The organism is Variovorax ureilyticus (genome assembly GCF_037889935.1).
In the GTDB taxonomy this organism is placed as follows: domain Bacteria; phylum Pseudomonadota; class Gammaproteobacteria; order Burkholderiales; family Burkholderiaceae_C; genus Variovorax; species Variovorax ureilyticus.
Genome location: NZ_JBBKZU010000021.1, coordinates 19203 through 31534, shown reverse-complemented (window position 1 = coordinate 31534; position 12332 = coordinate 19203). Strand labels below are relative to the sequence as shown.

Annotated in this window: 8 protein-coding genes; 3 read left to right on the top strand and 5 right to left on the bottom strand. The window is 63.7% G+C overall.

The window, feature by feature from the left end:
- Positions 1-17: 17 nt before the first annotated feature.
- The 5 genes from WKW77_RS31000 to WKW77_RS30980 form a co-directional block, all read right to left on the bottom strand.
- Entirely contained in the window at positions 18-800 is a 783-nt protein-coding gene (locus WKW77_RS31000) for an IclR family transcriptional regulator (RefSeq protein WP_340360733.1), read from the bottom strand.
- An 83-nt stretch (positions 801-883) separates the two neighbouring features.
- A complete protein-coding gene (locus WKW77_RS30995; protein WP_340360732.1) occupies positions 884-1903 on the bottom strand; it encodes an Ldh family oxidoreductase in 1020 nt (339 codons plus the stop codon).
- 18 nt (positions 1904-1921) lie between these two features.
- The gene (locus WKW77_RS30990) at positions 1922-2893 is read right to left on the bottom strand and encodes a Bug family tripartite tricarboxylate transporter substrate binding protein (protein WP_340360731.1); all 972 of its coding nucleotides are present in this window, start codon (positions 2891-2893) and stop codon (positions 1922-1924) included.
- Between the two features lie 63 nt (positions 2894-2956).
- Positions 2957-4138 (bottom strand): pyridoxal-phosphate dependent enzyme, encoded by a 1182-nt coding sequence (locus tag WKW77_RS30985; RefSeq protein ID WP_340360730.1) that lies wholly within the window; start codon positions 4136-4138, stop codon positions 2957-2959.
- 107 nt (positions 4139-4245) lie between these two features.
- Complete coding sequence (locus WKW77_RS30980; RefSeq protein ID WP_340360798.1) at positions 4246-5610, bottom strand: M24 family metallopeptidase; 1365 nt, start codon at positions 5608-5610, stop codon at positions 4246-4248.
- A 244-nt stretch (positions 5611-5854) separates the two neighbouring features.
- Here WKW77_RS30980 and mdeB point away from each other — a divergent pair, with 244 nt between their 5' ends.
- From mdeB to lpdA, 3 genes are read left to right on the top strand one after another with little or no spacing between them, the layout of a single operon-like run.
- Positions 5855-8431, top strand: a complete 2577-nt coding sequence (gene mdeB / locus WKW77_RS30975) for an alpha-ketoglutarate dehydrogenase (RefSeq protein WP_340360729.1) — start codon at positions 5855-5857, stop codon at positions 8429-8431.
- Between the two features lie 8 nt (positions 8432-8439).
- Entirely contained in the window at positions 8440-10107 is a 1668-nt protein-coding gene (aceF, locus tag WKW77_RS30970) for a dihydrolipoyllysine-residue acetyltransferase (RefSeq protein ID WP_422823300.1), read from the top strand.
- A 15-nt stretch (positions 10108-10122) separates the two neighbouring features.
- Positions 10123-11934, top strand: coding sequence for a dihydrolipoyl dehydrogenase (gene lpdA, locus WKW77_RS30965; RefSeq protein ID WP_340360727.1), 1812 nt, complete (start codon positions 10123-10125; stop codon positions 11932-11934).
- The last annotated feature ends 398 nt before the right edge of the window (positions 11935-12332 follow it).

The following is a 12332-nucleotide window of genomic DNA, read 5'->3' as shown; positions in this document are numbered from 1 at the left end:
TCCGGCCCCGCCTGAACTCATTGATGGAGGCCCTGCAGCGTCGCCGAGTAGCCCAGAGCACTCGAGCATTTTTGGGCCGCGCGAACAACCATCCTGGCAATTTCCGGCCACTCCTTTACGCCTCGCTGTGCTTTCAAGAACGCGACGCTGATCGCAGCTACAACGATCCCATCCTTGTCGCGAACCGGGGCGCCAATGGAGGCAATGCCAAGATCGTTCTCCTCATCAGCGATCGCATAACCTCGCTTGCGAGTCTCCTCAAGTTCTTTTTGCAGGGCACGAACGGTCGTAATGGTCCGCTTGGTCCGTGCGGAGTAGGGTGCCGGACCAAGGACGGCGTTTGCGCGATCAGGCGGAAGGTAAGCAAGAAGGGACTTGCCAATGGCGGTCGCGTGCGGCGAGATACGCTGTCCCGCCTCGGCCCGGATCGCAATGGCGCCATGGCTTTGCACGGTGTGGAGATACACGACGGCATCCTGCTGAATCACCCCGAGGTAGCCATTCAACTGGTGGTGCTCCGCAAGGAACCGCAGTTCCTCCGAGGCACTCGCATATAGCGCATCGGTCCGAACCATCGCGGAACCCAGTGCGAGCGCGCGCACTCCCAATCGGTACTTCCTTGTCTCGGCCACCTGTTGAAGGTAGCCGGCTTCCAGGAGGGTCGTCGCCAGTCTCTGGACGATCGAGGGACTGATGTCCTGAAGTCTTGCGAGTTCACGAATGCCAAGAGGTTGCGCACTGTCGTTGATAGCATCCAGAAGCGCCAAGCCTCGTGATAGCGACTGGTTCGTGGAAGTCATGTGCCATTAATTGGTGCATTGTGCCGATAGCCAATTATCGGCCCTTCCTCCCGCTCAGGGGATCTTGAGTGCAGGACAGGCGGCTAATGAGCGATCACTCTGCCACCGATTTGCGACCGCGCCAGGGATTGAGCCCGTTCCCATGCGTCGATCTCGACCGTGATGCTCGGCTGGGTTTCCCGCCGAGTGCCTGGTAGGCGTGTTCCGGGCTCGGAAAGGATGGATTCCTTCAAGCGATCCAGCTTGCTCCAGAAATGAGCGCCTGCGATGGCCGCTGGATCTAGCAAGAGGCAAAAGACCCCGATCCCGTGAGCGGGTCCGGAGGGAGACTGCAGATTCTCGGTGTCGAGCGACATCGCGGAATCGGTGTAGAACGAGCCCAGCACCTCCGCCATCAACCCGATGCCGAATCCTCTGCTGCCACCGGCGGGAAGGAGGGCGCCTGCAAGAGCCTTGAGGGCGTCGGTGGTCGGATGGCCATTTGGCGAAACAGCCCAGCCTTGAGGAATCGGCGCGGCCCTTGCGGCGGCCTCTCGCACGTGTCGCAGATTGGCGGCGCTCGTGCACTGGTCGAACTGGAATGCGATGGCGCCCTTGCCATCGGGAACCGACATGGCCATCGGATTGGTTCCTAGCACGCGCTTCGAGCCGCCCGGCGCAGCCACCCTGGCCGAAGCGGTGGTGAAGGCCACACCGATGAATCCGTGCTGCGCAATCCTTTCAGGGAAGTAGCCGAGCGCCGCGCACGTGTAGGCCTTGCTGATGGCGAGGACGCCCACGCCAAGCGTGCGGGCGGCGCTGAGTGCGTCGGGCAACCCCATCGCGAACGCCGGTTGTGCAAAGCCGTTTTTCGCGTCGACATGGATCAGGCCCGGCCGAGGGCGATATATTGCGGGAGTGACGGTCCCCAGCACCCGGCCGCTCATGAGTTGCGCGCAGTCATGTTCCAGATGCCGGAGACCACAATGGGTGTTGCCCCGCTGCTCCGCGCGCCCCAGCGCCTCGGCAACATGTTCTGCAACGGGTTCTGACGCCCCGTGCAGCCGCAGCGCGCGCGCTATCACGCTTTGGAGATCCTCCAGGGAGACGGTGGTCGTACGCATACCGTGTTGTCGCTGCGCTCAGTCGAACTTGATTCCCGCGGTTTGGATGACCTTTGTCCAGCGCTTTGTGTCGTCGGCAATGAACGCATCCATCGCCGCCGCAGTCCCCGGGGCCGCCTCCATGCCGGCGGCCGATAGCTTCGCCTGGACGGCGGGGTCCGCCAGCGCCTGGTTCATGGCGCCGTTCCAGAAAGCCACGATGGACTTGGGCGTCCCCGCGTTCGTCATGAATCCAAACCAGCTTTGGTAGTTGAAGCCCGGCAAGCCGGACTCCGCGACCGTGGGTACGTCCGGCAGCGACTTGCTCCGTGTGGGCGAGCCCACGGCGATCGCCCGGAGCTTGCCGGACTTGATGAGCGGCAGTGAGCTCGCGTCGGCAAACGTCAGATCGACCTCGCCGCGCACGAGACCAGGCACGATGAGGGGAGTACCTTGGAATGGGACATGCAGCATCTCGATACCCGCCATCTGCTTGAACATCTCCGCGGCCAGGTGCTGGGAGTTGCCCACGCCGCCGGATCCGAAAGTCAATTTCCCGGGATGGGCCTTCGCCATGGCGATGATCGTCTTGACGTCCGTGATCGGCGAATTGCCTCCGGTGACCAGAATGGGTGACATATAGACGCCCATGCTGATGGACTGGAGATCCTTGACGGGGTTGAAGCTCAGCGGACGGTTTGACGCCGCCAGAATCGTCGTCGAAGGTGTTGCCACCAGAAGTGTGTAGCCGTCAGGCGCCGCACGCGCGACCAGCTCGGTTCCGATGATGCCGGTCGCACCGGGCTTGTTCTCGATGACCATCGGCTTTCCGACGATGGTGGCCAGCTTGTCGCCGACGATCCGTGCAAAGGCGTCCGGCGCACTGCCGGCTACGAACGGGACGACGACCTTGACGGGTTTCGAGGGGAACGCATCCTGCGCGTACGCACCTCCCAGGAATGGCGACAAGGATGCGAAGGCTGCGGCGCAGATGAGATGACGGCGGTTCATGGTGTGTCTCCGGTTTGGATCGGGGGAAGCGAGGGTTATCAGTGGGCTGTTCGAAGTCGATGGTCACGTAGCGGCATCTGATGGCACGTTGGAAAGCCTGGCCAAGGTCTGCTGCGCGGCAGACTTCGCCGCTTCCAGCAGTTCCTCCTGAGGTTGCCTGTTGATCGGAATCTCCGCCCACTCTCGAGTCGATTTGTCGATGTCCTTCAGGCCGGAAGCCGTGGCCAGACACACGACCAGGTCGTCGCTCGCAACGACTCGTTGCTTGCGCAGTTGACGCACTGCGGCAAACGGCATGACGCTGGCCAGCTCGAAGAACAGGCCTTCGAGTGATCCGACGAGCTCCTGAAGCTCGAGGAGGCCCTCGTTCGTGATCTTGACCGCGACACCTTCGGACTGTCTGAGAGCCATCAGGGCCTGGTACGCGCTTTGCGGTGCACCCACGGACGACGCAAGTGTTTCGTACTCTGCCGTTACCGCGTCAACCCGTTCGGACCCGCTCGACATGGCCCGGGCAAGAGACCCATGGGCCTCAGCCGCGAGGAAGCGAGGGATGCGGCTCGTGGTGCCCGAGTCCTTCAGGTCGACAAAGCCTTGATGAATTCCGGCCAGGGCGTCCCCGTAGCACACGGGCAAGGCGATCCAATCGGGCACGCGACCCAGATCCTGGTAGATCTCGTAGGCGATGGTCTTGTAGCCTTCGATGCCGATGGGCGTGCTTCCGATGACGGGCGCAGAGTAGGGCGATGTGATGAACCAGCCATATCGCTTCGCTGCCTCGGCGAGAAACGGCCAGCGTTGCGTCTTGTCTTCCATCAGGATCAGATGCGCACCGAGCTTGCGGATCTGGGACACCATCGGACCCGCGGCGCCTTTCATGGACGCGACCACGCAGGGCAAGCCGGCGCGGGCCGCATAGGCCGCGAGCGAAGCCCCGGCGTTGCCGGACGATGCGGTTGCGACTGCGGGCGCCCCCACCTTCTTCGCGTATGAGACTGCAACGGCGCTCAGGCGATCCTTGTAGGAATGGGTTGGGTTGCGGGACTCGTCCTTGACATACAGATTCTCGAGGCCAAGGTACTTGGCGAGCCTGCTGGTGGCATGGAGAGGGGTGTCGCCCTCGCCCAGTGTGACGAACTGATCCTCCGTCACCGGCAACATGGCGCTGAAGCGTTGAAGGCCGGGCCGAGCACGGCCGGGGTTGCCGAAATCCCAGCGAGTGACATCGTCCTTGCCGTACTGCACGCGAAGGTTGCTCGCCAGGCCTCCGGAACATCTTTCACACCCGGGTGCAAGACGGTCCGGAGCGTAGAGGGTGCCGCAACGCAGGCACCTGAGCGCGACAGGGGTGCTCACGCGAGTACCTTCAGCTGTCCGTCCTCGCGATGGAGGAGTTCGACACCGTCCTTGCGGACGACCACGGTGTTCTCGACCTGGAGCCCGCACCACCCGAACTCGTAGTAGGGCGTTTCCACGCACATGACCATTCCTTCCTCGATGACCTGGTCATTGCTCGGGATCAGGTCGGGCATGTCGTAGCCGTCCAGACCAATGCCATGGCCCACATGGCTTCTCGAGTAGTGCGGGATACCCGACCTGCGAGTCGCATCCATGGCTGCTTCATACACCTGTGATGCTCGAACGCCGGGTCGAATGGCTTCGAATGCGGCGATCACGCCGTTGTGAAGCGCCTTGTGATACGTCTTCATCTTGTCGCTCGGTTCGCCGAGAACGGCGATGCGTGCCAGGTCCGCACGATAGTGTCTATAGCGTCCACCCGCGTCGAAGCGAATGACGTCGCCCATCTTCAGCTTGGCCTCGGACGGATAGACATTCGGCATTGCGGATCGCGTGCCAAAGCCGAGGCAGCCAAGAACAGGCGTCGCATCGCTGTCGACGGTCTTCGCATGAAATGCGCGCGCCATCTCGAGTTCGGTCACTCCGGGGCGCGCCAGCTTCAGGCCCGCTTCGACGGACTCTTCGGTGATCGTCGCGATCCTGCGAAGCCGTTCGACTTCCTGCGGCGTCTTGACGGCCCGGATCTCCCTGAAGAGCTTCATGGCGGGAACGAGCTTGGCGTTAGGGAGCTCCTGTTGCAGCCGCTCCCAATGGCCCGGCATCAATCCCAGTTCATCGACGGCCAAGGTTGACCGATCGAGGCCTTCGGCCCGCAGTGCCTTCACCAGGGCGGCGATGGCATCCTTTTCATCGGGCTGGCTGAACAGTTCCAGCAGACGGGCATCCGCTTGGCCGAGAGGCGCATCGCTTTTGTCGACGTGAAAGAAGCCATACCGCGAGACGTTGGGGATCCATACGTCCTCCTGGTCGACGAGCTGGTCGAGCAGGGACGTGGGCGCAATGACGCGCGATGCAGCGAGGTTCTTCACCGGCAGAAGCACATGCACCTGCGGGCCTCGCCGAATCCACTGCGAGAGCGCCCAGTAGCCGCTGGCATAGGTAACGTTTTCCGGGGAGGTCGCGACGAAGGCATCGATCCCGTTGCGCTTGGCAATCTCCGTGAGGCGTGGCTGATTCAGTAGGGTTTCCATGAGTTGCTCCGTGGGTTGAGGGTCTCGGTCGTGGTGGGGACGATTCCGAAGTTTGTGTGCCGATAAAAGGAACGATGTACCGATAGATAAAATGCTACGCCTTTGTGAATCGCCGGTCAAGCCTTGCGACGTCGCGCTGGTTTGTTCAGCCGAGGGCAACGCGATCACCTCCAAATGAGCGCCATGCCGAGACGCCCCTTGAAGAGCGCGTCCTCTGAGCTTCGGGTCGCCCCGATGGGGCGTCATAAGGTCGGAAGTCATCGCTTGACACGGCAGAAGTCAAGGTCAGATAATTCATTTAACGGTACGATGTACCTATAAACGGCACATAGATCGATTTTCGTGCATGGCCAGGCAGTCAATCGCTGCTTTCGGCCCACGAGAGGCAACCCAACTCATCCACATCCCCGCTATGGACATGTCAACAGAGCACCTCACCTTGGACGAGGACCCGGCCGAGACCGCCGAATGGCAAGACGCATTTCGAGCACTGCTTCAAGTGCACGGGCCGGCACGGGCACGATTCGTCCTTCAAAACCTGGAATGCCTCGCACGGGAAATGCGTACGGGTTGGCAGCCCAACCTCAACACGCCGTACATCAACAGCATTCCTGTTGAGGCGCAGCCGGCCTTTCCGGGCGACCTGGCGATCGAGGAGCGGATTGGCTCCCTCATGCGCTGGAACGCGCTCGCGATGGTGGTGCGTGCCAACCAAGCTTATGGCGAACTGGGCGGTCACATCGCGAGCTATGCCAGCGCGGCCGATCTGTTCGAGTTGGGTTTCAACCACTTCTTCCACGCGCGGGATGGGGCTCATCGGGGCGACCTGGTCTTCTTCCAGGCGCACAGCGCCCCGGGTGTGTATGCGCGTGCTTTCCTCGAAGGGCGCTTGGGCGAACAGGATCTGCAGCACTATCGTCAGGAAATCGACTTGGCCGACGGGGCGCGGGGCCTGTGCAGTTATCCGCATCCGTACCTGTTGCCGGACTTCTGGCAGTTCCCGACCGGCTCGATGGGCATCGGCCCGATCAGCTCGATCTATCACGCGCGCTTCATGCGCTATCTCACGCACCGCAACTTGCTGGACTGCGAAGGGCGCAAGGTGTGGGGCGTGTTCGGCGACGGCGAGATGGATGAGCCCGAATCGATGAGCGCGCTCACGCTCGCGGCGCGCGAGAAGCTCGACAACCTCGTGTGGGTCGTCAACTGCAATCTGCAGCGGCTCGACGGACCGGTGCGGGGCAACGGGCGGATCATCGACGAGCTCGAGAAGCTCTTCGCCGGCGCGGGTTGGAACGTCATCAAGCTCGTGTGGGGCAGCGATTGGGATGGGCTTTTCGCGCGTGATGTGAACGGCGCGCTCACACGCGCCTTCGCGAACACGGTCGACGGCCAGATGCAGACCTTTGCCGCAAAGGATGGCCGCTACAACCGCGATCACTTCTTCGGGCAGAACGAGGCCCTGATCCGTCTGGCTCAGGGTATGACTGACGAGCAGATCGACCGGCTCAAGCGAGGGGGCCACGACCTTGTGAAGATTCACGCCGCCTACGCCGCAGCGGCCGCGCATCGCGGCCAGCCGACCGTGATCCTGGCCCACACCAAGAAGGGTTACGGCATGGGCACCGCGGGCCAAGGCAAGATGACCACGCACTCGCAGAAGAAGCTGGACGAGAGCGAACTGCTGGCCTTCCGCAATCGATTCAATCTGCCATTGACTGACGAGCAGGCAACCACGCTCGCCTTCTACAAGCCGGCTGAGGACAGCGCCGAGATGCGGTATCTGAAGGAACGCCGAGCCGCCTTGGGCGGTGCCATGCCGCGCCGCGAGACGCTCTGTGACACGGTACCGATACCCGAGCTGGCAGGCTACGCACAGTTCGCGATCGGCGCCGCCGGCAAGGAGATGAGCACCACCATGGCCTTCGTGCGCATGTTGGGCAATCTCATGAAGGACAAGGCGCTCGGACCCCGCATCGTTCCTATCGTCGCCGACGAGGCGCGCACCTTCGGCATGGCCAATCTGTTCAAGCAGGTCGGCATCTATTCGAGCGTTGGCCAGCGCTACGCGCCGGAGGACATCGGCTCGGTGCTCAGCTACCGCGAGGCCACTAACGGGCAGATTCTGGAAGAGGGCATCAGCGAGGCCGGCGCGATTGCGAGCTGGACGGCGGCTGCGACCAGCTACAGCGTGCACGGCCTGGCGATGCTGCCGTTCTACATCTACTACTCCATGTTCGGCTTCCAGCGCGTGGGCGACGCGATCTGGGCGGCGGCGGACCAGCGCGCCCGTGGCTTCCTGCTGGGTGCCACCTCGGGCCGCACCACGCTGGGCGGGGAGGGCCTTCAGCACCAGGACGGTACCAGCCACCTGGTGGCGGCCACCATTCCCAACTGCAAGGCCTACGATCCGGCCTTCGCTGGCGAGATGGCGGTAATCGTGGATGCGGGCATGCGCGAGATTCTCGTCGAGCAGCGCGACGTCTTCTACTACATCACCCTGATGAACGAGAACTACGCGCAGCCTGACCTGCCGGCGGATGCGCATTCGGACGTCCTGCGTGGCTGCTATCGCTTCGGCACCTACGGCCTGGCGGATGCGAAACAGAAGGTCACGTTGATGGGCTCGGGTGCGATTCTCACCGAAGTAATCAAGGCCGCGCAGATCCTGGCCAACGAAGGCGTTGCCAGCGAGGTCTTCAGTGTCACCAGCTGGAGCGAGTTGGCCCGCGACGGCCAAGGTTGCAGTGCAACCGGTGACCTGCCCTTCATCGCACGTCAACTGGGTGCAAGCCAAGGCCCGGTGATTGCTGCCACCGACTATGTGCGCGCGGTGCCCGAAAGCATTCGCGCGTACGTGCCAGAGGGGAGGCCATACCGGACGCTTGGCACCGACGGTTTTGGCCGCAGCGATACGCGGGCCGCACTGCGTAGCTTTTTTGGCGTCGATGCCAAGACCATTGCGGCAATGGCTAGGGAGTGCTCCTGATGGGCCTGATGGAGTTACGCGTTCCCGACATTGGAGACTTTGACGAAGTCGCGGTTATCGAGGTGCTGGTGAAGGTCGGCGACACGGTCAAGGCCGAGCAGTCGCTGATCACGGTGGAGTCGGACAAGGCGTCGATGGAGATTCCGTCGGGCCAGGCCGGCGTGGTGAAGGAACTCAAGGTCCAGGTCGGCAGCAAGGTGAGCGAAGGCTCCGTGGTGCTGGTGCTTGAAGCCGAAGGCGCGGCTGCAGCGGCTCCGGCGGCGGCGCCTGCCGCTGCGGCGCCAGCGCCGGCACCTGCCCCGGCTGCAGCAGCCCCGGCTCCGGCCGCGGCCGCAGGCCTGATCGAAGTGAAGGTGCCCGACATCGGCGACTTCAAGGACGTTGCCGTGATCGAAGTGTTGGTGAAGCCCGGCGACACCATCAAGGAAGAGCAGTCGCTCATCACCGTCGAGTCGGACAAGGCCTCGATGGAGATTCCGTCATCGGCCGCCGGCGTGCTCAAGGAACTGAAGGTCAAGGTTGGCGACAAGGTCAACATCGGCGACCTAATCGCGGTGGTTGAAGGCTCTGGCGGTGGCGCGGCCGCGCCGGCCCCGGCACCCGCCCAGGCCGCAGCAGCACCTGCACCGGCCACGGCGTCGGCCCCTGCACCGGCCGTGGCGTCGGCCCCTGCACCGGCCGTGGCGCCTTCGGCATCCGCGGTCGCCCCGGCTCCGCATGACCCGACCGTCGCACCCAGCGGCAAGCTGCCGCACGCATCGCCGTCGGTGCGCAAGTTCGCGCGCGAACTCGGCGTGCCACTCGACGAGGTCAAGGGCATCGGACCCAAGGGTCGAATCACGCAGGAAGACGTCCAGAACTTCACCAAGGCCGTGATGAGCGGTGCTGTCAGCACCAAGGCCGCGGGCGCCAAGGCGCCGGCCGGCGGCGGAGACGGCGCCGCGCTGGGCCTGATCCCCTGGCCGAAGGTCGACTTCACCAAGTTCGGCGCCGTCGAGCGCAAGGACCTGTCGCGCATCAAGAAGCTCAGTGGCGCCAACCTGCACCGCAACTGGGTGATGATTCCGCACGTCACCAACAACGACGAAGCGGACATCACCGAGCTCGAGGCCTTCCGCGTCTCCACCAACAAGGAGAACGAGAAGTCGGGCGTCAAGGTGACGATGCTGGCCTTCGTGATCAAGGCCGTGGTCGCGGCGCTGAAGAAGTTCCCCGAGTTCAACACCAGCCTCGACGGCGACCAGCTCGTCTACAAGCAGTACTACCACATCGGCTTCGCGGCGGACACGCCCAACGGCCTGGTGGTGCCGGTGCTCAAGGATGCCGACAAGAAGGGCATCATCCAGATCAGCCAGGAGATGGGCGAACTGGCCAAGAAGGCGCGCGACGGCAAGCTCGGCTCGGCCGACATGCAGGGTGGCTGTTTCTCGATCAGCTCGCTCGGGGGCATCGGCGGCACGCACTTCACGCCGATCATCAATGCGCCCGAGGTGGCGATCCTGGGTCTCTCCAAGGGCCAGATGAAACCGGTCTGGGACGGCAAGCAGTTCGTGCCGCGGCTCGTCCTGCCGTTGAGTCTGAGCTGGGACCATCGGGTCATCGACGGCGCTGCTGCGGGACGCTTCAACGCATATCTCGGCCAACTGCTGGCGGACTACCGCCGGCTCGTGCTTTAAAGCACCCCCAGGAAGATGGGCAAAGTACAAGTTAAAGTGCCGGACATCGGCGATTTCTCGGACGTCGCCGTGATCGAGGTGCTCGTCAAGCCGGGCGACACGGTCAAGGTCGAGCAATCCCTCATCACCGTCGAATCGGACAAGGCCTCGATGGAGATCCCTTCGTCGCACGCGGGCGTGGTGAAGGCAGTGGCCGTGAAGGTCGGCGACAAGGTGAGCGAAGGCTCGGTCGTGCTGACGCTCGATGCGGTGGAGGGCGCAGCCGCTGCGCCTGCCCCAGTTCCAGCGCCGGCCCCGGCGGCCGCAGCACCCGCTCCGGCGCGTGCACCTGCTCCCGCTGCTGCGCCGGTGGTGGCATCGACCGTCGATGTCGAATGCGACTTGCTGGTGCTCGGCGCCGGCCCCGGCGGCTACTCGGCTGCCTTCCGCGCGGCCGACCTCGGGCTCAAGGTCGTGCTGGTCGAACGCTACGCGACGCTCGGCGGCGTGTGCCTGAATGTCGGCTGCATTCCTTCCAAGGCGCTGCTGCACGTGGCGGCGGTCATGGACGAGGTCAAGCACTTCGCCGATCTCGGCGTCAGCTACGGCGATCCGAAGATCGATCGCGCCAAGCTGCTCGCCCACAAGAACAAGGTGGTCGGCAAGCTGACCGGCGGCCTGACCGCGATGGCCAAGATGCGCAAGGTGACGACCGTGCGCGGCAGCGGCGAATTCGTCGATCCGTACCACCTCAAGGTGCAGGAAACCGGCGGCGACGGCAAGGACCCGAGCGGCAAGTCGCAGGTCGCGAAGTTCCGCCACTGCATCATCGCGGCCGGTTCGCAGGCGGTGCAGCTGCCCTTCATGCCGAAGGACGATCCGCGCATCGTCGACTCCACCGGCGCGCTGCAGCTCGGGATCGAGCCCAAGCGCATGCTGATCCTCGGCGGCGGCATCATCGGCCTCGAAATGGGCTCGGTGTACTCGACGCTCGGCGCGCGCCTCGACGTCGTCGAGATGCTCGACGGGCTGATGCAGGGCGCGGACCGCGACCTCGTCAAGGTCTGGCAGAAGATGAACACGCCGCGCTTCGACAACATCATGCTCAAGACGAAGACCGTCGGCGCCGAGGCGACCAAGGAAGGCATCCGCGTGAGCTTCGAGGGCGAGCAGGCGCCGAAGGAGCCGCAGGTCTACGACCTCGTGCTGCAGGCGGTCGGCCGCAGCCCGAACGGCAAGAAGATCGGCGCCGAGAAGGCGGGCGTTGCCGTGACTGACCGCGGTTTCATCCCGGTGGACGTGCAGATGCGCACCAACGTGCCGCATATCTTCGCGATCGGCGACATCATCGGCCAGCCGATGCTGGCCCACAAGGCGGTGCACGAGGCGCACGTGGCGGCCGAGGTGATCGCCGGCGAGCAGAAGGGCGACCACGAACTCGCGAGCGCAGCCTTCAATGCACGCGTGATTCCGAGCGTGGCCTACACCGATCCTGAAGTGGCCTGGGTCGGCCTCACCGAGGACCAGGCCAAGGCGACGGGCGTGAAGGTCGAGAAGGGGCTGTTCCCATGGACCGCTTCCGGCCGGGCCATCGCCAACGGGCGCGACGAGGGCTACACGAAGCTGCTGTTCGACGCCGAGACGCACCGCATCGTCGGCGGCGGCATCGTCGGCACCCATGCGGGCGACATGATCGGCGAGATCGCGCTGGCCATCGAAATGGGTGCGGATGCGGTCGACATCGGCAAGACGATCCACCCGCACCCGACGCTGGGCGAGAGCATCGGCATGGCGGCGGAAGTCGCGCACGGCAGCTGCACGGACGTGCCACTGGCCAAAATCCGGTAGGTATGCCGTCTCTGAGAGCGCTGCTGCCTTGAAGCGGGAGTCGCTTGAATTAAAGAGGGGCTTGGAGATGCTCCTCATTCATTTCGGTGTGCGTCCGGTCGTGCATTCGGCTCTGTGGTGCCTGCAATGCGCAAGGGAGTCGCCCTTGTCCATCGGCACTATGGTGCCGAACATGGTGAAAAGATTCTTGATGCGGTTTCGCGGGGCCCCGATTTGGTCTTTGGACTCATCGATCGGCACGGTATTGGTTGTCTGCCGGCTCGTTGCGGGTTCATTGTTGCAGCGCATAGCTTGACTGGTCGAAGAAGGCTCGAAGCGCAAGCTGCCTATTGGTCGCGCTTCGGGGCTCCTGTCACCTACTCGTCGTGGCTCAACCAAGTAGCTCACGCGATACATCC